This is a genomic window from Thalassospira sp., assembly GCF_002709775.1.
Classification (GTDB): domain Bacteria; phylum Pseudomonadota; class Alphaproteobacteria; order Rhodospirillales; family Thalassospiraceae; genus Thalassospira.
Window position 1 is genome coordinate 118537 of record NZ_PAQR01000002.1, and the last position, 21185, is coordinate 139721.

Sequence of the window (21185 nt, forward strand, 5' to 3'; positions counted from 1 at the left end):
ACGTCATGCGATTTTGGCAAATCGCAGTTTTACGCGCTTTCTGCCAATCAGGCGCCGAATGCCGACTTCAGATCGCTAACCAGATCGGTGCGCTCCCAGGAGAAGCCACCATCATCGGTCGGCTGACGGCCAAAGTGACCATAAGCAGAAGACGGTGTATAGATCGGACGGCAAAGCGAAAGATGCTCACGAATGCCACGCGGGCTGAGATCCATCAGCTGACGCAGAACGTCGCCGAGTTTCGTCTCGTCAACATTGCCGGTGTCGTGGTTGTTGACATAAAGTGCGAGCGGCTTCGAAACGCCAATCGCGTAAGCAAGCTGAATGGTGCATTTTTCCGCGAGACCAGCGGCAACAACGTTTTTCGCAAGATAACGCGCAGCATAAGCAGCCGAACGGTCAACCTTGGTCGGGTCCTTGCCCGAAAACGCGCCGCCACCATGCGGGGCCGCACCACCATAGGTATCGACGATGATCTTGCGACCGGTCAGGCCGGCATCACCATCAGGACCACCAATCACGAAACGACCCGTCGGGTTGATGTAGATTTCATCAGCCGGCGGCAACCAGCCTTCCGGCAGGGCAGCTTCGACATAAGGCAGAACCAGTTCGCGAACGTCGTTCTGCGACAGGCCTTCGGCATGCTGGGTCGACACAACAACAGAGGTTGCAGCAACCGGCTTGCCACCGGCATAACGCAGGGTTACCTGGCTTTTGGCATCCGGACCGAACTGCGGGGCTTTGCCCGAGTGACGATCAGCAGCCATCGCGCGCAGGATACGGTGCGAAAACTGGATCGGTGCCGGCATCAGTTCATCGGTTTCGTCACAAGCGTAACCAAACATGATGCCCTGGTCACCAGCGCCAAGGTCTTTTTCACCAGCGGAGTCAACGCCCTGTGCAATATCAACTGACTGTTCATGCACGTGGCATTCGATCTCGGCGGTCTTCCAGTGGAAGCCATCCTGCTCGTAGCCGATGTCACGGATTGCCTGACGGGCCTTTTCAATCATGACCTCTTTGGTCACGCTTTCAGGTCCACGTACTTCGCCTGCCAGAACCACACGGTTGGTGGTGGCAAGGGTTTCAACGGCAACGCGCGAATCTTCATCCGCAGCAAGAAAAGCATCAACGATGGAATCGGAAATGCGATCACAGACTTTGTCCGGATGACCTTCCGAGACGGATTCACTGGTAAATAGATAATCGGAAAGAGACATATAAGACCTTCTCCGGTAATGGGTTTCCAAAACTGGACCGGAGGGCTCCCGATACGAGGCCGTATCGATAGCGCCCACTTAGCCTTTTTTAATGTGGTGGCAAGCGGTCCAAATCCGTCCACAGTGTTCAGCCAGAAGCCAAACTATTTCGTCGCTTGTGCCTGATCACTTTGTGAAGGTCAAGCATCATCGACGTAAAACCGTAACCCGGATGATCTTACATGCGGGTTAATTTTACTTATAAAGACAAGGACGTAATTCACGTTCTGTGAACTACGTCCTGTGTCCCAAATGATCGGGTAATCCGATTATTTCTGATCGGAATCAGTGCCCTGCAATGCACCCATCGATTTGACGAGTTCAAAGATTTTCTTGCGCTGGTTCGGATCGGTAATCCGGTAATAGGCACGCACCAGTTCCAACGTTTCACGACGGTTCATCGGATCATTGTCAAACGGGTCCGGGCTTTCGGACATTTCACGACGTTCATGCACCGATTTGGACGAAATTTCGTCGGGCATGTCGTCGAAGAAGAATGATACAGGCACTTCAAGAACCCGTGACAGATCATAGAGACGCGATGCACCGACACGGTTGGCACCACGTTCGTATTTCTGCACTTGCTGGAATGTCAGGCCAATCGCTTCGCCAAGCTTTTCCTGGCTCATGCCAAGAAGCGTCCGGCGCAGTCGAACACGCGCACCAACGTGAATATCGACAGGATTTGGAGCCCCACTTGCAGTCCGGCCACGGCCCCGACCACGTGTGTTCTTTACCATCTTAGTTTCATCCTTAGGCGACATTTTGAGGTAGTTCCTTCTCTCACTCCGACCTGATCCGTCCTTGTTTTGAGGGACAATTTCTGGACGGTTCGGCAAATTTTTCAGCCGCCTAGAGGGATTTTACTTTGCGTCTATATCCCATAGCGAGAACGGCGAAGAAGGTAACAATACCGTAAAATAGCAAGTCACGCCACAAATAATATACTGTTGTATGGTTTTTATCACTCGAAAGGGGGTGCACGAGGATACCCCTCTCTCCTAAGGACAGGCTGTCCACCTTGCGTCCATAAGCATCGAACGTCACCGATACCCCTGTATAGGCTGCCCTTACGAGGGGGCGGCCCTCCTCAATAGTCCTGAAACGGGCCGCTGCCATATGTTGATATGGGCCCGCGCTGTGGCCAAACCACCCGTCATTGGTAACATTTAATAACCAGTCGGGCTGTTTGTCATCGTCAATCACAGCGCCGGGGAAAATTACTTCATAGCAAATCAGTGGCGAGAAGCTGGGCATCCCCCTTACAGACAGGGTCTGTGGTCCCGGCCCGGCCGAAAAATCCGTTCGGCCCGCTGTCAGTTTCGGGAAGGGTAGGATTGACCGGAACGGCACATACTCGCCAAACGGCACCAGATGAAACTTGTCAAAGCTGGCGACAATATGGCCACCAGCATCAATCACCTGAATGGCGTTCCAGACCTTGTATTCATCGGTATCACGCGGATAGGTCCGGGGCGCGCCGGTAATCAGGATATCATAAGGCCCCAGTATTTCGGCCATCTGCATGCGCGCCGTTGTCTGGGTTTCGACAAAAAAGGTCGCTGCCGTTTCAGGCCAGATAACAATCCGCTTTTGATCAGGCCGCAGACCTTCGGGCCGACGCGACATCTCAAGCAACTGTGTGAAATGCTGGTTTTGCAGCTCCGGGCGCCATTTTTCGCGCTGGGGAATATTGGGCTGAACGATCTGAACAATCGGCACATCGGCCGGCAGATCCGAAAGGGCAGTATCTGGTGCAACCGGCCCGACCATCATCAGGCGCACCACACCACCACCCCAAAGGACCACCGCAATCATGATCCCGCCAAGAGCCGCGATCTTACCCGGCTTCCCGGCAACAATGGTCGCAGGCAAGGTTGCAAAAAGGGCTGTCACAAAGGACAAGCCATAAACCCCGACGACCGAGGCAAACTGCATGGGGGCGGCATCAATCGCCCAGACATGCCCCAAAAGGTTCCAGGGAAAACCGGTCAGCAAGTGACCACGCAGATATTCGACCACCGCCCAGAAAACGGCGAGCAACACCGCGCGCCGAATGGGGCCATCGCCCAGACGCCAGCTGGCCCAGACCGCCAGCATCGGGAAAATCGCCAAGCCACCGCCAAGCCCCAGCAAGGCAAACGGGATCATCCAGCCATAGATTTCCGGCTGTACGAGAAAGGCATGACTGACCCAGTAAAAGCCTGCGGCAAAATGGCCGGTACCAAACCACCAGCCAGCAGAAAGTGCGCCCTTGTTGCAGCGAACGCCCTCAAGGCTCCAAAGAAGAACCGCAAAACAGATCGGAAGAACAGGGATAATAAAGAAGGGCGGCAGAGCCAAAACCGCCACCGCCCCGGACAACAGCCAGACAAAACGCCTGCGCCAGCCTGAAAGACCGGCAATCCGGCGCGCCATGGCATCAATCATCCTTTTTTTCCTGCGCGTCTGGTGCTGCTGCGGGTTCCTGATCCTCCTCGCGGCGCATCATATGAATGCGCAGACGGCGGATACGCCGTGGATCAGCGTCCAGAACCTCGAACTGAATGCCACTTGGATGTTCGATCAGTTCGCCGCGCGCCGGAACACGCCCGGCCAGCGAGAAGACAAGACCGCCAAGCGTGTCGATATCTTCGTCCTCATCCTCGTCAAGCAAACCAAAGGACAGCTTTTCTTCAAGGTCTTCGACTTCGAACCGCGCATCGGCGATATAGCAGCCATCCGAAAGACGGATCAGCTTGGGCGTCTGGTCGATATCATGTTCGTCATCAATCTCACCGACGATTTCCTCGACCAGATCCTCGATGGTGATCAGACCATCAATCCCGCCAAATTCATCGACCACCAGCGCCATGTGGGTGCGCGACAGCCGCATTTCCGAAAGAAGATCCAGCACCCGGATCGCGGGCGAGACAAACAACACCCGGCGCAACAGCGACTGCAGGCTGAATTCCCGACCAGCCGCGACACAGCCCAGCACATCCTTGATATGGACCATGCCCGCAATGTCATCGAGGGTATCGCCATAAACCGGCAGACGTGAATGGGCCTTTTTGACCATCACTTCGACCAGGTCATCAAGGATAATGGTCTTGGCCACCGCCACAATGTCGGCACGCGGGATCATGACGTCTTCTGCCGTCATGTCGCGGAGCGCAATGATGTTTTCAAAAAGGGAACGTTCGTGCAGCGAGACCGGCTCTTCATCCTGCTCGGTCCGCTCGGCGAGTTCTTCAAGCGTGTCGCTGAGCGACGCTTCGCCGTTGCGGGACTTGCCCCGCTTGAAGCCCAGGGCCGAGGCCACATTGTCCCATAAGGAGCCGTTCTCGGCGTCCTGATTTGTATCCTCGCCGGTGCGAGGGCGCATACTCTCGTGGTCGTCGTCGCGTTGACTAGAGTCGTTCATGGGTCGGTTTCGACATCCTTTAATTCAAACAAACCGTATTCTAGTTAGGTTCATCTTCAATCGGCTCATAGGGATCATCAATCCCGAGTCCGGCAAGAATTTGACGTTCAAGTTCTTCCATCTCTTCGGCTTCATCATCAACCATATGATCGTAGCCGACAAGATGTAGCGTGCCATGAACCGCAAGATGAACCAGATGATTTTTCAATGGCTTTTGCTGCTCAACGGCTTCACGAGCACAGGTTTCACGCGCAATCACGATATCACCAAGCATCAATGGCATATCAGGCGCCATCATGAAGGCCTCGGCATCCTCGGCACTTTCGAGGGCAGCAAAGGACAACACATTGGTCGGCTTGTCCTTGTCGCGGTAATCGCGGTTAAGGATCTGAACCGACGCATCATCAGATAACCGCACGCCGATCTCGATCACCGGGGCAACTGATAAAAGCGATGCGCCATCGCCTTCATCTTCCGTGCCGTCGGTCGCGACCACGTTATCATCCCAAAGCGCACCATCAGCCAGCGCACCATCAAGGGCCGCGATCACGGCAGCCTCGATAGCGGCGATCTCTTCGCGCTGCCAGTCGCCTGCTTCGACCTCAAGGTCCAGTTCAAGCGGTGCGGTCATCACCCGCATCCTTGGCTGCACTGTCCTTTTCACCGCGATAGCCCTTTTTCAGGCGATCGCGCAGGGCATCAGCCGCGTCATAGGCCTGTACAATCTTGGTCACAAGGTGATGGCGCACGACATCGCGCTGATCGAACTTGATCGTTGCGACACCTTTGACATCGCCGATGGTTTCAAGCGCATCGCGCAAACCAGACTTCGTGCCGTCCGGCAAGTCAATCTGGGTCATGTCGCCGGTCACCACCATGCGCGATCCTTCACCCAGACGGGTCAGGAACATTTTCATCTGCATCGGCGTGGTGTTTTGCGCCTCATCAAGAATGACAAAAGCATGCGAAAGGGTACGGCCACGCATGAAGGCCAGCGGGGCAACTTCGATCTCGCCACTTTCCATTCGCTTGATCACGACATCACCCGGAAGCGTGTCATGAAGCGCATCATAAAGCGGGCGCAGATACGGATCGACCTTGTCTTTCAAATCACCGGGAAGGAACCCAAGACGTTCACCCGCCTCGACTGCCGGACGTGACAGGATAATGCGATCAACCTGACCAAGAATAAATGCCTGCACCGCCATCGCGACCGCAAGATAGGTCTTGCCGGTACCCGCCGGACCGATGCCAAAGATCAGCTCGTTATCAAGGATCGCCTCGACATAGTCTTTCTGACGTTTGGAGCGCGGCGAAATGCGACGCTTCTTGGTCTGGATCGTCAGGCGTGATCCACCAAACATGTCTTTGGTCTGGCCGCTCCAGGGATCGGCGTCGTCCGGTTCGGAAAGGCGGACCGCACCGTCTACCGTTTCGACATCAATATGATCAATTTCCTTATCACGCAGGCGCGCATAAAGCTGGGCAAGGACCTTCTTGGCCTGGGCGACCTTTGCCGGATCACCGGCCAGCATCACCACCAGCCCGCGGCTTGAAACCTGAACCCCGGTGCGTTCCGACAGACGTGTCAGGTTTTCGGCCTGCGGGCCATACAAAACCTGCGCAAGCGCATTGTCCTGAAACTCGATCTGATCGGAATCCTTGGGGGCATGTTTGGTTTTGGTGTTGGTCTTGCTTTTCGTGGGGGTGCCGCTCACGCAACGTTCCTTTCAGATTTCTGGTCGCTACGGGTGGCGTCGACCAGTTCGCCGCCAAGGGAATTAGGCAGCGCTTCGGTGATTTTCAAGCGAACGATCTGTCCAAGCGCCGATTCCGGCAAACCGCTGACATGGACCGGCTGCATATAGGGGCTTTTGCCCACCAGCTGGCCTTCATATTTGCCACGACGTTCAAGAAGAACATCCATCTCCTTGCCGACACTGTTCTGGTTAAACACCAACTGCTGTTCGGCCAAAAGTGCCTGCAGGCGCATGATCCGTTCGGTTTTGACTTTTTCAGGCACCTGCATTTCCATTGCCGATGCTGGTGTGCCCGGACGCGGGCTGTATTTAAAGCTGAAGGCCTGGATAAAGGTGATATCGCGCACGATTTCCATCGTGTCTTCGAAATCCTTGTCCGATTCACCCGGGAATCCGACGATAAAGTCCGACGACAGCGCAAGATCCGGGCAGGCATCCTTCAGCCGTTTGGCAATCTCGCGATAGTCCGCATTGGTATGCTTGCGGTTCATCGCCTGCAAAACCCGGTCACCGCCAGCCTGAACCGGCAGATGCAGGAACGGCATCAGTTTTTTGATATCGCGATGGGCAGAAATCAGATCTTCATCCACATCGCGCGGATGCGAGGTGGTGTAGCGAATGCGATCCAACCCGTCGATTTCAGCAAGCTCGCGCAGCAACCGACCAAGGGTCCATTCCCCGCCATTGGGCGCTTCGCCGTGATAGGCATTCACATTCTGCCCCAAAAGGGTCAGTTCACGCGTGCCTTGCGCCACCAGCTGTTTGGCTTCGCGAATCACATCGGCACCGGGGCGGGAATATTCCGCGCCACGGGTGTAGGGCACAACACAGAACGTACAGAACTTGTCGCACCCTTCCTGAATGGCCAGAAACGCCGAATAACCCTGACTGGAAACTTGTTCGGGCAGATGGTCAAATTTTTCTTCGGCGGGGAAATCGGTATCAACAATGCGGTTGCGACCAATCGCGCGGTTGGCGCGCGCCACCATTTCCGGCAGGCGATGATAGGTCTGCGGACCAAACACCATGTCGACCATGGGTTCGCGCTTCATCAATTCAGCGCCCTCGGCCTGCGCAACACATCCCGCCACCGCGACAATCATCTTGTCGCCGCCATTGGCTTCCTTGGCTTCCTTGTGCTTGCGCACGCGCCCGAGATCGGAGAACACCTTTTCGGCGGCCTTTTCACGGATATGGCAGGTATTGAGGATGACCATATCGGCCCCCTCGGCACTGTCGACCGACTGGTAACCCAGCGGTGCCAGAACATCCTGCATGCGCTGACTGTCATAGACATTCATCTGACAGCCATAGGTTTTCACAAAAAGTTTCTTCGGTTCAGTCACGCCAGATCCGTTTCGCTCTCTCAAAACGCCGAAAAGCGGTGTGATCGCTCACACCGCGCCTGGGTTCCACATCATCAATAACCGGAACCCGTCGGACATCTCGTTATCTGAAATCCCGGTCAGGTGAAACCGAATTTCACATCAACCGGTGCATTATACGGCAAAACGATCAGGAGCCGAACTGTCGATCCGGGCCAAACAGTCGAAAATCTTCCGAAATGATCGCAAGCGGCGAACTGCCAATAAGCTCACCGGACAGATCGCTGTCAATCAACTGAACCGGCACACCCTGATGCAGGCCACGCAAAGCTGCCTGATGTCCCTGGGCAACGCGGGCTTCACACATCCGGGCAAGTTCCTTGCGTGATCCGGCTGCATCTGCCAGCGTCACGGGCGGATGGACAACAATCTCAACCGTCACCTTGCCGAGCGCGAGAAACTGCCATAAATGCGGGGCCAAGTCCATATCCCCGTACCAGGAATAAAACGCCCGCAAATCACGACCAATCGGCGCCCCGTCAAGACGGGTGGCAGCAATCGAAATCGGCTGGAAGCGTACCGGCGACCCATCGGGCATCACCCGCTCGGCCGAGGCAAACAGCGTTGATTTGAACGGCAACACCCGGTTGCCATCATTGCTGGTGCCTTCCGGGAACAGGATCAGCTTGTCACCATCACGCAAACGCTGGCTGAGCTGGTCATTCTGTTCGCGCGAGCGTGCAGCACGGCGTTCGATGAAGGTTGTGCGCGAAAGTTTGGCAAGCAAACCAAAGACCGGCCAGTCGGCGACTTCGGTTTTGGCAATGAAGCTGCCGCGGGTCAAAGCGCCGAGCACCGGGATATCAAGATAGGATGCGTGGTTGGCAACGATCACGCCCGGACCATCCATCATATCAACACCCGAAACCCGGACTTCGATATGCAGGATGCGCAGGCAAAGCGCGTGATAGAAGCGCGGCAATTCGTCGGCCAGCTTCAATCGCGCCGAAATGGCGACCATCTGAACCGGCAACAGAACCAGCGTCAAAAGCGCATAGGCCATCAGGCGGATGGCAGCACACACGTAGCAGTTCACGACACCCTCGCGGTACGTTCGTAATGCTTGTAATAGCGATCGGTCACCTTTTCGGTCGGCAACACGATGCAGATATCGGTGGTGTTGAACTGATGGTCGACCACCGCCCCGTCACCAACAAAACCACCCAGTCGCAGATAGCCTTTGATCAGCGGCGGCAGGTCGCGCAGCGCCTGGCGCTGATCGATGCCATCGATCTCGGCTCGCATCATCGGCTCGTAGCGATCGGCAATCGCACGCGGGCGCATGTCTTCGGGGGCAAGGTGATTGTGATGCAGATAGGTCAGAACATCCTTGAAGGCATCCGGGTCGGTGCCGTGGAAGGACGCACAGCCAAACATCAGTTTGATGTCGTATTTGAACACATAGGCAGCAATCCCCTGCCACAGAAGCTGCAGGGTCGGCATGGTGCGGTATTCGGCTTCGACACAGGAACGACCCAGTTCCATGATCTCGCCGGTTTCCTTCACCGCATTAAGCATGCTTTCAATGTGATATTCATCAGCGCTGTAAAAGCCGCCATGTTCATTGGCAACCGACTGGCGCAGCAGGCGATAGGTGCCGACAACTGCATCGGCACCCGCACCGCGCGTGTGATCAAGAACAAGAAGATGGTCGCACAGGGGATCATAGTGATCGAAGTCGCGCTTTTCGGCAGCCATTTCATCGGTCGGTTTGGCGCCGCGCTCTTCATAGAACACTTTGTAGCGAAGCTTCTGGCTGGCGAGAATTTCGGTTTCATTCTCGGCAAGGCGAACCTCAAGCCGCTGAAGCTGTTTTTCGTCACGCATGACAACACCCTTTCGTTCAACTGCACGGATATTGCGCAAGAACTGCGTGAAGAGCGAGTGAAGGCTTTGTGAAGAACAGGTAACAAAAATATGAAGGCCACTTGCCGATATCAGCAAGTGGCCTTGAAAATCACAAGTCGCGTGCGCGATTGAACAGCAGAATTACTTGCCGTCTTTCAAAGGAACACCATAAAGCTCAAGACGATGCCCAACGAGGCGATAGCCCAGTTCGTTGGCGATCTCTTCCTGAAGCTTTTCGATTTTTTCGTTCGAAAACTCGATCACCTCACCGGAACGCATGTTGATCAGGTGGTCATGATGTTCTTCGGTCAGTTCCTCGTAACGGGCACGACCGTCACCGAAATCGTGCTTTTCAAGGATGTCTGCCTCTTCGAACAGGCGCACGGTGCGATAAACCGTCGCAATCGAAATCTTCGGATCAATGTCGGTCGCCCGACGATAAACCAGTTCAACGTCCGGGTGGTCTTCGGACTCAGAGAGCACACGGGCAATCACCCGGCGTTGGCCTGTCATTTTCAGGCCCGCGTCGATGCATTTCTGCTCGATAGTTGATTCTGCAAGCATTGTCTTGTTTCTCGTTTCCGTTTCCGGTTCCACCTGTCCCCAGCCGAGACGTGTCTCAGGCATCGATCTCTTGTGGCTAAATATTGAAAAATCCGCCACATATCGCAAGGTCGAATTCGCGATAAATTCCGCTTCTTGTAAATCGCCGGTATCAACCACCGGCAATCACAATCATATCGGCATTCCCGTGGCCACTTGCCACCCGCGATGAAGGACGCTACTTCACAGTTGCGCATCAAGGCAGGAGACCGGCATGGCCACCGCAACCCCCGACCAGAAAATAGACATCACAAATGACGTCTGCCCGATGACATTTGTGCGCACCCGTCTCAAACTCGAAACCATGACAGCAGGTCAGGTTCTTGAAGTTACCCTTGGCGCCGGTGAACCGCTTAAAAACGTTCCGCGCTCGGTAACCGAGATGGGCGACGAAGTCGTCGAACTGGTCGAAATCGCTGACACACCGGGAACTTATCGGCTCACAATCCGCAAAGGTTCGTGAAACCACCAGTTCCGATGCAGGCTTACACTACAACAGGTTGGCGCTCAAAACCACACTATTTATGTGGATATAACTTATTAAAATTACTCCAAATTGCCTAAGACCATGTTGGGAAACCAAACTTCCTTGCATGGTTGGCATAGGCAATCGGCATCGCGAAAAATTGTCTAGATCAGGCGCTCAAGAACGAGCGCATCAACTTTCCGACCACCGGCACGCGCATAATATCCCTTGCGTCGGCCGACCTCGCTAAAGCCGTTCTGACGATAAAGCGCAATCGCGCCATCATTATCGACTGCCACTTCGAGCAGGATACGGTTAACACCACATTCTTGAAGCCGGTCGGTAACAGCATCCAGCAACGCACGCCCAACCCCCATCCGGCGGGCATCGGGATCGACCGTGATGGTATTGATTTCCGCCTCATCCAGAACGGTTTGCATCAAAACAAAACCAAGGGGCTGGTCTTCGGCATTTTTCGCCGCATCACCGGGGCGATAGGCCAGAATCCCGAATGCGCCGGGCACATCAAGCAATCGAATGATCGCATCTTCATCCCAGGCATCGTCAAACCCCTTGGCATGCAGCGCACTGGCCACCGACGCAAAGGCTGCTGTTAATGGCACCAGCGCAATTTGCGGGTTCTTGCCATCAGCACTGCCATCATTGGGGTTGGCCGGGGTCATTTCTTTTTCTGCGGTCCCTGATCTTCGATGCGACGTGCATCGGGCGCCCGCAAATAAAGCGGCACGGGTGCGAGGTTTTCCCCGCTTTCCCATCGCTCGGCCGCGATCCGTGCGACATTACCCGCGCGCGGCAGGCCGGGTGCCGTGCAATCATAAAACGCATCGGGCGCATGGGCAGCAGCGGTCAAAAGACGCGGGGTTGCATCACCGGCCAACAACGTGTCGCCGGGTGGCGCCATCATCAGCGCCTGACGCGGCGCGACACACTCCGGCGTGCTGAGCGGACGTTTCTTGCCATCAAAGGCCTGGGCAAAAATCTCGTTTCGTTTGCTATCAAGCGCGACCAGGATATTGCGCCCCTGCTGATCACGTTCGGACACGCCATAGGCCACCGCTTCAAGCGAACTAACACCAACCACCGGGATCTTGCGCGCCAGACCAAGCGCACGTGCAGTCGAAAGGCCGATCCGCATGCCGGTAAAGGCACCCGGTCCCACCGTCACGGCAATGCCATCAAGGTCGGCAAAATCGACTTTTGCGGTTTCCAGCGTTTTGGCGATAAAGCCCATCAGATGTTCGGCCTGACCGCGTTCCATGTCTTCATAGAGCTCGCCCTTGACCACGCCATCGATCAGAACAGCGGTCGACAGCGACGTCGAGGCGGTATCAATTGCCAAAATCGTCGGTCCGGACCTTTCGGCCTTTGGCTTTGGCGCATCGGATGCGCTATGGTCGGCCGTATCCAATCGGTGCGACTGTCCAGTCAGCATTTTCTTTATGTAATCGGTGAACGACAAGAACAGGGGGCCTCCGGCGATGGCGCTGGTCGAAATTACGCCACAAGAATATGATGTCGAAATTGATATCGTCTATGCCACGGATCGCAATTTCACCGGGGCACCGATTTATACACGATCTGCCTGCTATCTTCATGCGGATGCGGCCAAGTGCCTGAAAAAGGCCTCTGCCATGGCGCGCCGTCAGGGGGTCAAGCTCCGCATTCTTGATGCATTCCGGCCCCAGGAAGCACAGCGTGCGCTTTGGAACCATACGCCCAACCCCGATTTCGTCGCCCACCCGGATTTCGGATCGCCACATGGTCGTGGTGTGGCCATTGATCTAACCCTGATTGATCAAAACGGCAAGGAACTGGATATGGGGGCAGGGTTTGATGAAATGCATATCCGCTCGTATCACGGTTCGGATTTGATCTCCAAACAGGCCGAAGCCAACCGGTTTTTGTTGCTTGGCATCATGGTCAGCGCCGGGTTCGAGTTTTACGATCACGAATGGTGGCACTATCAGTTACCCAATGCGCGCGCCAAATACCCCGTCTTTTCCGACACCGCCCTTGCCAACCCATTGATGGCGAAATAACCCGCCACCGCTTAAGCGCCGGTCTGGCGCCGAGCTTGGATGCTAGCTTTTGGCGTTTGATTTCTGCTGTTCGGGATTGTCGGCATTTTCCCCGTCACCCGTGCCGACCCAGCGCACCAGCAATGTCTCGATCGGCTTAAGTGCGATCAGGACAAGAAAGGTCAGAACAGAGGCGATCACAACGATATGCCAGGCTGCCAGCGCACAGGCAATGCCAAGGGCCGCTGTCATCCAGACGGTCGCCGCCGTCGTCAGGCCGGACACCGACATGCTTTTTGGCTGACGCAGGATCACACCCGCGCCAATAAAGCCGATACCGGTCAGGACACCCTGCAAAATCCCCTGAACAACGCGCGACAGCGCGTCGGGATGATCAATCAGATCCTGAAAATGAACGGCGACCACCGCAACAACAGCCGCCCCGAGTGACACAAGGGCCAGCGTGCGCATGCCGGTCGGCTTGCCATTCACATCACGGTTCAGCCCGATCAACATGCCGATAACCGTGGCTGCGCACAGGCGCGCGATCATATCAATCACGCCGATATCGAAATATTTTTCCGCCGTCGCGAAATAGGGAAGGTCGGTCAACATGTTCGGGCCTGTCTGGTTTCAGGAACTCTCTGAACGCCTGAAATCAGGTGAATGTTCCAGCCAGCGACGGTTATCCGGCCTTAGGTGGCATCTCCATCTCGCGGGCTGTCGTCATCAGCCAATCAAAAAACACCGCGATCCGCGGGTCACGCTGTGGGACATCCAGTGTGATCAACACATAATCATATCCGGTCGCAACCATCCCAAGCGGTGCGATCAAACGCCCGGCTGTCAGGTCATCTGCTACCAGCGGCAACGGCCCGATCGCGGTTCCGAGCCGGTTGACCGCCGCCTGCAGAGCGAAAAAGAAATGGTCGAAATACTGTTCACTCGCCGGAAGTGCATCACTTCCGCTAGCCCGTTTCCAATCATCCCATGCTTCGGGACGTGTCCGGGTGTGCAACCAACGCGCATTTGACAAATTCCGGTCCAGAATAGTTTCCCAGCATTCGGGATCACAGACTGGGCCGGCATATTCGGACCAAAGGTGGGTGGTGATGTAATGATCGGAAATACCGTAATCGGCCCGGCGAATGGCCACGTCGCAGCCATCTGAAAGCAAATCCACCGGCCCGCCAGCCATGCGCAGGTCAATGTTCAAGTCCGGGAATGCTTCGCGAAATGCCCCAAGGCGCGGCATCAACCAACGCATCGCCAGGCTGGGCTCGCAAGACACCGTAAGAATTGGCGAATTTCCGTCGTGGCGATGGATATCCTCGACAGCGTGCTCAAGACCATCAAGCGCGCTACCGGTTGCCCGCAAAAGCCGTTCCCCCGCCGGGGTCAACCATACCCGCCGATTACGCCGTACAAACAACTGAATCCCAAGTCGCTCTTCAATCTGCGCCACAGCCCGACTGACCGCCCCATGCGTCAGGTTCAATTCTTCTGCTGCGCGCGAGAAGCTTTGGTGTCGGGCAGCCGCTTCAAACGCGGGCAGGGCTGCCAGCGGTGGCAAGCTGCGTTTTCTGTGAATATTACTCACAATAAATACCAATAATTTTCGATTTTCTGGTCTGAAATACAGATTGATACTGAATTTATTCACAGATCAAGACGAAATCGGATCAGTATCATGTTTGAAGGCACGTCGGACTTCCTGTCCATCGAAATCATTGCTGTTGGCATCATTACCATTCTGGCCGTTATCAGTCCGGGGCCCGATTTTGCCATGGTCACTCGTATTGCGCTGGCGCGCGGGCGGCGCGCTGGTGTGCTATGTGCCCTTGGAATCGGAAGCGGGGTTTCGGTCCATCTCGCCTATACGCTGTTAGGGATGGGCGTGTTGTTTGCCAACAATGTCTGGGTGCTAAGTACGCTACGTTATCTTGGTGCAGCATATCTGATCTGGCTTGGCATTTCAGCCTTATGGCCAGATATCCGGGCGGTGTTTATCGCTCCCAAGTGCTGGAAAAACCAGGATGTCCGTGACAACTGCGCGACGCAACCCGACCAATTTGAGGAACGGCGCGACGGATCGGCTTTCTGGATCGGTTTTGCCTGCAATGCGCTTAACCCGAAAACAATGCTGTTCATCGTCTCGCTGTTCAGTCAGGTGATCTCACCAGACACAGAACTGGTTCAGGAAATCGGTTATGGAATTTATATCGCGGCCTGTCACATGGGTTGGTTTGCACTGGTGGCGATTGCGCTCACCCTGCCATCTGTGCAGGCCCGCATTGCAACGCTCAAAATATGGATCGAACGCGGTGCAGGACTTTGTTTGGCGGGACTTGGCGTCAAACTGCTTTCAAGCTGACAGCACGCATTCTCAGATAAACAGCATCTCGCCATTCTGTTTGGCGTCATTGAGAAACGTCACCACGCCACCAGCCTCAATCGACAGGTCTTCGCGCTTGGCCTGGTCTTCAAGCCCAAGGGCGCGCAGGCCCATTTCACAGACCATGAATTTGGCATTGAGGCTGGCACAGGCCGATAGCAATTCTTCAAACGTGCCGATGCCGCGTGTCGAGTAGCTGAGATCAATCGAGGTCGCGGTTGCCCCGTCAACCTCGGTGCGCAGATGACGCCACCCCGATGGTGCAAACAGCGCCCGGCTGGCCTCCATGGTGAAGAACAGCGTGACGTCGCGCCCTGATGCCAGTGCCGCAGATGCCATTACGAGTGCGTAATGAACCTTTTCGTAAGATCCGGAAAACACCACGAGGGAGAGTTTTTTGGGCGTATCAGACTCAGTGCTCATGGATTGAAAGGTCCTTGATTGTAGCGTTTTCTGAACAGGTCGGGCAACCCGGATCGCGTGGCACCTTGATCTTGCGGAAAGATGCCGACAGCGCATCCATGATCAAAAGTTGCCCCGACAGGCTATCGCCGATGCCCATCAGTTCTTTCAGCACCTCGGTCGCCTGAACTCCGCCGACCATGCCGACAACCGATCCCAGAACACCACCCTGCGCACAGGACGGAATGGCGTCTTCAGGCGGCGGGGCATGATAGATGCAGCGATAACAGGGATGGGGGGCGCCCAAATGGGCCTTGAAGGTCGAAACCTGCCCATCAAAACGCAGGGCAGCACCGGAAACCAGCGTCTTGCCGGCCAGATAGCAGGCATCATTAAGCAAAAACCGCGTATCGAAATTATCCGACCCGTCGGCAATCACGTCATAACCGGCAATCAGATCCATGACATTTGACGCATCAAGTCGGATATTATGGGCATGAACCGTTACTTCCGGGTTCATATCGGCCATGGTCGCCTTGGCACTGTCGACCTTGGGGGTGCCGATATCCTTCATGCCATGCGCGATCTGGCGTTGCAGGTTGGAAAGCTCGACCGTGTCGGCATCAACAATGCCGATTGTGCCAACCCCGGCAGCTGCCAGATACATCGCAAGTGGCGATCCCAGCCCGCCAGCACCGACGATCAGAACCCGCCCGCGCTTGAGCTTCATCTGCCCCGTGCCGCCAACCTCCTTCAGGACGATATGGCGGGCATAGCGTTGCACTTCATTTTCGCTAAAATCGAAATCACTCACGCGGTCTATGTATCCTGTCAGGCCGGACTAGAAGGCAGTTGTTTCTGGATATAGCCTGCGGATAGCATCGCTCAAGGAAAAGATTTGGTTTTCCACGTAAATGTGAGAACGGCCTGCCTGCCGTTCAGGCATCAGATGCGATTGCCCGAACCCGTCCAGACCAATCATGGTCCAGTCCGTGACCCCGGGGTGGAAAGCACCCGACTGACGATAGGCCTGTTCAATCCGGCCAATGCGATCAAGCTCCAGAAGCCCCTGATCAATCGCAGTCAAAAGGGTGTCGCTATAATGCTGGACGCCGCTGACCGCATAATGCCGGCTACCTTCAAGGGCGATCTTGTAATCCGGGATCGGCAACATCCGAACATCGTCCACGACAAGCTCCATGTCTGGCCCCGGCTGGAATGGTGCCAGCAGGAAGTCGGCACGATCAGTGGCGACGAACTCGACCATCAGTTTCCATGACGGCACATTGATCAGATCGGCGACACGTAATCGCGCCAGCGCCTGCCAGTCGGGCACCCAGTTACGATTGGATGCCGCGCGCAACAAGCGAAGGCCGCGAATATTTCTGACCTTCAACCGCTCGGGATTATCGGCAAGCATGTAGAAGCCCGCTTCAAACCGGCCTTTGGGGATCATTGCGCGCGATGGTGCGATCTCGCCTGCCTTTTTCTCGATATCATCCAGCCAGGTGGTCGATCCGGTAATATCGGCATCGCCATCGGCAAGCAATTTCATCATCCGGACATAGCCGCCGCCAGCAATCAGGGTGATATCGCCACGCCACCCGCCGCGACGCAGGGCCTGCTGGATCAGAACGACTTCAACAACATCGCGACGGCTGTATTCGCCTTCAAACACCTCGATATCAAGGGGATCGCGGCCATCAAGAAACCGTTTGTAATCTTCAAGAACATCGTCGGCCACCGCGATGCGAAGATTATCCTCGCCATGGTCGGCGTGACCCGTTTTGATATCGAAACCAAATATGATGACCATCGCAAAGGCGATGCGAAGCAAATACATCGTCGCTATCTCTAAACCCGTTCTTCCCCTAGGCACCGGCAATCAAATCCCTAGGGTTAGGACCCTTTCACATTGGGTCCATGGCTTTCAACATCCAGAGGCATACAAAAATTGATATGAAAAAGGCCCGGTAGAAACCGGGCCTTTGATCAACAGCGCTTTGGCTGACATTCTTATTGCAGACCTTCGAACAACGGGGTCGAAAGATAGCGTTCGGCAAAGCTCGGGATAATCACAACGATCCGTTTGCCTTCGTTTTCCGGCTTCTGGCCAAGCTCGACCCCGGCTGCAACGGCTGCCCCCGACGAAATACCGGTCGGCAGGCCTTCGATCGATGCCAGCTTGCGCGCGGTGGCAAAGGCGGTCTCGTTGCCAATGGTCATCACGGTATCAATCACATCGGTATTGAGGTTGCCCGGAATGAAGCCGGCACCAATGCCCTGGATTTTGTGCGGGCCCGGTGCGCCACCGGAAATAACCGGGCTGTCTTCCGGCTCGACCGCAACAATCTGGATGTTCGGGTTATGCTTTTTAAGCACTTCACCAACACCCGTAAGCGTCCCGCCGGTACCGACACCGGCAACAAAGATATCCACCTTGCCAGCGGTATCCTTGATGATTTCTTCTGCGGTGGTGTTGCGGTGAACGTCCGGGTTTGCCGGATTGTCGAACTGCTGAAGCATGATGGCACCGTCAATTTCCGACACCAACTCTTCGGCACGGGCAACCGCACCCTTCATGCCCTTGGCCGCCGGGGTCAGATCAATCTGCGCGCCCAGAAGCATCAGCATCTTGCGACGTTCAAGCGACATGCTTTCCGGCATGGTCAGGATCAGCTTGTAGCCCTTGGCAGCAGCAACGAAAGCCAGCGCGATACCGGTATTGCCTGAGGTCGGCTCGACCAGGGTTGCGCCCGGCTTCAGCTTGCCGGATTTCTCGGCGTTTTCGATCATCGCAAGGCCGATACGGTCCTTGACCGAGGCCAGCGGGTTAAAGAATTCAAGCTTGCCGATCAGGTCGGCTTTGACACCTTCGGCCTCTGCCAGACGCGAAAGACGCACCAGCGGGGTTGCGCCAATGGTGTCGATGATGCTGTCGTAAATCTTGCCGCGAAACTCAGTCATGTTTTCCTCGCACGTTTCTGTATTTTTGCCTTCAAGCACATATTTAACATGTATTTATCTCGCTATTCATCCAGGTCAAATGGATAGAAGGATTTTTTACATGTTCAGCGCCCGGCAACGTTCCATAAACTTGTAGTTTTACCGTCAATAGCAGCAGTTTCTTGTTGAATGACGATACAACAAACCGCCGCCGGTCGATAAGATCAAATGATGAAATCCGGGGACTCTTCAATCCCGCTGCGCAGGCCGGCATCACGTGCACGGTTGCACAGGTCTTCGACCGTGATCTTTTCAAGCTGCTTCATCATTTCGTCCTGCAACTCCCGCCACAGCGGCCGGACGACTTCCTTGCCCAATGGCGATCCTGCCGGATCCTCGATCGGGTCGTCGGATGTTTCCATCGACCGGATGACGGATACGATATCGGCAAGCGTAATGCGGCGGCGTTCGCGTGCCAGGCGATATCCACCGCGCGGACCACGCACACCGACCAGAATGTCTGCGCGCACCAATTGCTGCAGGGTCTGTTCGAGATAGCGTTTCGGAATGCCCTGACGCGCGGTGATGTCCCGGCTCTGGACCGGCTCACCCGCCGCGTTATAGGCAATGTCCACGACCGCCTCGATCGCAAACAGCATCTTCTTAGAAAGCTTTAGCATCTTTTCACTCAACTCCCCTTGCGGTTCTGCCATCCCCCCAGACGACACAACCAGATAGCGTCAAACCTGATTGACCAGCACTGTTTCCCCGGGCCTATTTGGCCGGGCTGGCTGTTCCGGTCGAACCGAAACCACCCGCACCGCGCGCGGTTTCATCCAAGTCTTCTACAGCATTCCAGCTGACCTGCGTCACCGGGGCGACAACCAGCTGGGCGATACGCATGCCGCGTTCAATTTCAAAGGCTGCGTCACCATGATTGATCAGGATGACTTTGATCTCGCCGCGATAATCGGCATCAATCGTGCCCGGGCTGTTTAAAACCGTAACCCCGTTCTTGGCCGCAAGGCCCGAACGCGGGCGAACCTGCGCCTCAAAGCCTGCGGGCAGGGCAATGGCAATCCCGGTTTCAACCATGGCCCGTTTGCCCGGCTCCAAAACGAGCTTCCCGTCAATCGCGGCCTGTAAATCCACGGCTGCTGACTGCGCGGTGGCATATTCCGGCAACGGTAGATCCGCACCATGGGGAAGCTGTTTCAAATCAACGCTTAAAAGCGACATTCCTAATCCTTGTCTTTATCCGGCAGGATCATCTGCCGGTCGTGTCTTTCTGCTTTCCGGCCGGGCGATGCCCTTCAGGAAAAATGTTTGATGATGCGGGCACTCAAAGCACGGGCAACCCCGGTCTTGCTTTGGCGTTCCCAACGTTCATCTGTTGTTTCGTCGTCACCTGAAATCAGGCAAATCTCGTTATCATTGCCGCCAAAGGTACCGGTTGCCGGTGCTACATCATTGGCAAGGATCCAGTCACAGCCCTTGCGCGCCCGTTTGGCCCGCGCATGATCGGTGACATTCTCGGTCTCGGCAGCAAAACCAATCACAAGCCCCGGGCGGGTTGCCCCGGCCTTGCTGATGGTTGCCAGAATGTCGGGATTTTCCGAAAGCTTCAGGTCGGGGATCACACCCGATCCATCTTTCTTAAGCTTCTGACCGGCTTCATCGGCTGTTCGCCAATCGGCCACCGCCGCAGCACAAACCGCAATATCGGCAGGCAAGGCCGCCTGAACGGCACCGAGCATCTCGCGCGCGGTTTCAATACGCACGACCTTGACACCCGCCGGATCGGGCAAGGTCACAGGACCCGTTACCAACGTTACATCCGCCCCAGCTTGTGCCAGCGCCTCGGCAATGGCATGGCCCTGCTTGCCCGAGGACCGGTTGGCGATATAGCGCACCGGATCAATCGGTTCATGGGTCGGGCCGCTGGTCACGACGGCCTTTTTGCCAGAAAGTGGCTTTGGCGCGTCTTGCGCCTCAAGAAAATCAACAACACTTGCGATGATTTCGGCCGGTTCGGCCAGGCGCCCCGATCCGGTTTCGCCACAGGCAAGATCACCTGCAGACGGGCCAACACGGATCACGCCGCGGCTTTCAAGGGTTGCGATATTGGCTTGTGTCGCCGGGTGGTTCCACATCTCGACATTCATCGCAGGCGCAATCATCACCGGCTTGTTGGTCGCAAGTAAGGCCGTGGTCGCCAGATCACCGGCCTGGCCTGTGGCCATTTTGGCCAGAATATCGGCACTGGCGGGGGCGACAAGAACAAGGTCGGCCTCGCGCGACAGGCGGATATGGCCCATTTCGGCCTCATCGGTCAGGGAAAACAGATCCTGATAGACCTTGTTTTCGGTCAGTGCCGCCACCGAAAGCGGGGCCACGAATTCTGCCCCGCCCTTGGTCAGGATCGCACGGATATCAATCCCGCGATCGCGCAACCGACGGATCACCTCAAGCACCTTATAGGCGGCAATGCCACCCGAGATGATCAGAAGGACACTCTTTCGATTTAAGGCACCTGACACTGTGATTACCAATTAATTACGGGTAAGAAGTGTGGTTAACCTACATTGTCCCCCAAGCGCGCGCAAGAACCCAATGAATCCCGCCGCAATCTTCGAAAAACGCCATGCCGGAAATCCGGACATGGCGTTGATTTGA

The 21185-nt window shown here is 55.7% G+C and carries 24 protein-coding genes; 3 read left to right on the forward strand and 21 right to left on the reverse strand.

Annotated elements, in window-relative coordinates; all coding sequences use genetic code 11:
• Nucleotides 1–47: 47 nt before the first annotated feature.
• The 10 genes from metK to CMO10_RS00825 form a co-directional block, all read right to left on the reverse strand.
• Nucleotides 48–1220, reverse strand: a complete 1173-nt coding sequence (gene metK, locus CMO10_RS00780) for a methionine adenosyltransferase (RefSeq protein ID WP_297018421.1) — start codon at nucleotides 1218–1220, stop codon at nucleotides 48–50.
• Between the two features lie 308 nt (nucleotides 1221–1528).
• On the reverse strand, nucleotides 1529–1999 hold the full coding sequence (locus tag CMO10_RS00785; RefSeq protein WP_008888859.1) for a helix-turn-helix domain-containing protein: 471 nt from the start codon (nucleotides 1997–1999) through the stop codon (nucleotides 1529–1531).
• Between the two features lie 112 nt (nucleotides 2000–2111).
• Entirely contained in the window at nucleotides 2112–3689 is a 1578-nt protein-coding gene (lnt, locus tag CMO10_RS00790; protein ID WP_297018423.1) for an apolipoprotein N-acyltransferase, read from the reverse strand.
• Nucleotides 3682–4626: a hemolysin family protein gene (locus tag CMO10_RS00795; protein ID WP_297018425.1), complete on the reverse strand. Its 945-nt coding sequence runs from the start codon at nucleotides 4624–4626 to the stop codon at nucleotides 3682–3684. Before CMO10_RS00795 ends, lnt begins: the two co-directional genes overlap by 8 nt.
• A 79-nt stretch (nucleotides 4627–4705) precedes the next feature.
• Nucleotides 4706–5296, reverse strand: coding sequence for an rRNA maturation RNase YbeY (ybeY, locus tag CMO10_RS00800; protein WP_297018427.1), 591 nt, complete (start codon nucleotides 5294–5296; stop codon nucleotides 4706–4708).
• Nucleotides 5280–6383 (reverse strand): PhoH family protein, encoded by a 1104-nt coding sequence (locus CMO10_RS00805; RefSeq protein ID WP_297018428.1) that lies wholly within the window; start codon nucleotides 6381–6383, stop codon nucleotides 5280–5282. The genes ybeY and CMO10_RS00805 overlap by 17 nt, the downstream gene beginning before the upstream one ends.
• Entirely contained in the window at nucleotides 6380–7771 is a 1392-nt protein-coding gene (gene miaB, locus CMO10_RS00810; RefSeq protein WP_297018429.1) for a tRNA (N6-isopentenyl adenosine(37)-C2)-methylthiotransferase MiaB, read from the reverse strand. The genes CMO10_RS00805 and miaB overlap by 4 nt, the downstream gene beginning before the upstream one ends.
• A gap of 169 nt (nucleotides 7772–7940) precedes the next feature.
• Nucleotides 7941–8846: a lysophospholipid acyltransferase family protein gene (locus tag CMO10_RS00815; RefSeq protein WP_297018430.1), complete on the reverse strand. Its 906-nt coding sequence runs from the start codon at nucleotides 8844–8846 to the stop codon at nucleotides 7941–7943.
• The gene (locus CMO10_RS00820) at nucleotides 8843–9637 is read right to left on the reverse strand and encodes a GNAT family N-acetyltransferase (RefSeq protein ID WP_044830256.1); all 795 of its coding nucleotides are present in this window, start codon (nucleotides 9635–9637) and stop codon (nucleotides 8843–8845) included. Before CMO10_RS00820 ends, CMO10_RS00815 begins: the two co-directional genes overlap by 4 nt.
• 162 nt (nucleotides 9638–9799) lie before the next feature.
• Entirely contained in the window at nucleotides 9800–10222 is a 423-nt protein-coding gene (locus CMO10_RS00825) for a Fur family transcriptional regulator (RefSeq protein ID WP_044830255.1), read from the reverse strand.
• Nucleotides 10223–10475: 253 nt separating this feature from the next.
• Here CMO10_RS00825 and CMO10_RS00830 point away from each other — a divergent pair, with 253 nt between their 5' ends.
• Nucleotides 10476–10724 (forward strand): sulfurtransferase TusA family protein, encoded by a 249-nt coding sequence (locus tag CMO10_RS00830; RefSeq protein WP_044830030.1) that lies wholly within the window; start codon nucleotides 10476–10478, stop codon nucleotides 10722–10724.
• Nucleotides 10725–10891: 167 nt separating this feature from the next.
• Here CMO10_RS00830 and rimI read toward each other — a convergent pair whose 3' ends face one another.
• Both rimI and tsaB read right to left on the reverse strand, forming a co-directional pair.
• Nucleotides 10892–11410 (reverse strand): ribosomal protein S18-alanine N-acetyltransferase, encoded by a 519-nt coding sequence (gene rimI / locus CMO10_RS00835; protein WP_297018434.1) that lies wholly within the window; start codon nucleotides 11408–11410, stop codon nucleotides 10892–10894.
• Complete coding sequence (gene tsaB / locus CMO10_RS00840) at nucleotides 11407–12207, reverse strand: tRNA (adenosine(37)-N6)-threonylcarbamoyltransferase complex dimerization subunit type 1 TsaB (protein WP_297018435.1); 801 nt, start codon at nucleotides 12205–12207, stop codon at nucleotides 11407–11409. Before tsaB ends, rimI begins: the two co-directional genes overlap by 4 nt.
• Before the next feature lie 19 nt (nucleotides 12208–12226).
• On the opposite strand from tsaB, the gene ddpX reads away from it, so the two are divergent.
• The gene (gene ddpX / locus CMO10_RS00845) at nucleotides 12227–12787 is read left to right on the forward strand and encodes a D-alanyl-D-alanine dipeptidase (protein WP_297018436.1); all 561 of its coding nucleotides are present in this window, start codon (nucleotides 12227–12229) and stop codon (nucleotides 12785–12787) included.
• Nucleotides 12788–12829: 42 nt separating this feature from the next.
• On the opposite strand, the gene CMO10_RS00850 is transcribed toward ddpX, so the two are convergent.
• Both CMO10_RS00850 and CMO10_RS00855 read right to left on the reverse strand, forming a co-directional pair.
• The gene (locus CMO10_RS00850) at nucleotides 12830–13381 is read right to left on the reverse strand and encodes an MgtC/SapB family protein (RefSeq protein ID WP_297018437.1); all 552 of its coding nucleotides are present in this window, start codon (nucleotides 13379–13381) and stop codon (nucleotides 12830–12832) included.
• 70 nt (nucleotides 13382–13451) lie between these two features.
• Nucleotides 13452–14429 (reverse strand): LysR substrate-binding domain-containing protein, encoded by a 978-nt coding sequence (locus CMO10_RS00855; protein ID WP_297018439.1) that lies wholly within the window; start codon nucleotides 14427–14429, stop codon nucleotides 13452–13454.
• Between the two features lie 27 nt (nucleotides 14430–14456).
• On the opposite strand from CMO10_RS00855, the gene CMO10_RS00860 reads away from it, so the two are divergent.
• On the forward strand, nucleotides 14457–15140 hold the full coding sequence (locus CMO10_RS00860) for a LysE family translocator (protein WP_297018441.1): 684 nt from the start codon (nucleotides 14457–14459) through the stop codon (nucleotides 15138–15140).
• A gap of 12 nt (nucleotides 15141–15152) precedes the next feature.
• On the opposite strand, the gene CMO10_RS00865 is transcribed toward CMO10_RS00860, so the two are convergent.
• The 7 genes from CMO10_RS00865 to coaBC all read right to left on the reverse strand — a co-directional run bounded on the left by CMO10_RS00865 (nucleotide 15153) and on the right by coaBC (nucleotide 21049).
• On the reverse strand, nucleotides 15153–15584 hold the full coding sequence (locus CMO10_RS00865; RefSeq protein WP_297018442.1) for a DsrE family protein: 432 nt from the start codon (nucleotides 15582–15584) through the stop codon (nucleotides 15153–15155).
• Complete coding sequence (locus CMO10_RS00870) at nucleotides 15574–16377, reverse strand: HesA/MoeB/ThiF family protein (RefSeq protein WP_297018443.1); 804 nt, start codon at nucleotides 16375–16377, stop codon at nucleotides 15574–15576. The genes CMO10_RS00865 and CMO10_RS00870 overlap by 11 nt, the downstream gene beginning before the upstream one ends.
• Nucleotides 16378–16404: 27 nt before the next feature.
• The gene (locus CMO10_RS00875; protein ID WP_297018444.1) at nucleotides 16405–17406 is read right to left on the reverse strand and encodes a hypothetical protein; all 1002 of its coding nucleotides are present in this window, start codon (nucleotides 17404–17406) and stop codon (nucleotides 16405–16407) included.
• Nucleotides 17407–17579: 173 nt separating this feature from the next.
• Nucleotides 17580–18530 (reverse strand): cysteine synthase A, encoded by a 951-nt coding sequence (gene cysK / locus CMO10_RS00880; protein ID WP_044830252.1) that lies wholly within the window; start codon nucleotides 18528–18530, stop codon nucleotides 17580–17582.
• Between the two features lie 203 nt (nucleotides 18531–18733).
• Nucleotides 18734–19189: an RrF2 family transcriptional regulator gene (locus CMO10_RS00885; RefSeq protein WP_008888834.1), complete on the reverse strand. Its 456-nt coding sequence runs from the start codon at nucleotides 19187–19189 to the stop codon at nucleotides 18734–18736.
• 94 nt (nucleotides 19190–19283) lie between these two features.
• On the reverse strand, nucleotides 19284–19748 hold the full coding sequence (gene dut / locus CMO10_RS00890; RefSeq protein ID WP_297018447.1) for a dUTP diphosphatase: 465 nt from the start codon (nucleotides 19746–19748) through the stop codon (nucleotides 19284–19286).
• Nucleotides 19749–19822: 74 nt separating this feature from the next.
• On the reverse strand, nucleotides 19823–21049 hold the full coding sequence (gene coaBC / locus CMO10_RS00895; RefSeq protein WP_297018449.1) for a bifunctional phosphopantothenoylcysteine decarboxylase/phosphopantothenate--cysteine ligase CoaBC: 1227 nt from the start codon (nucleotides 21047–21049) through the stop codon (nucleotides 19823–19825).
• Nucleotides 21050–21185 lie beyond the last annotated feature (136 nt).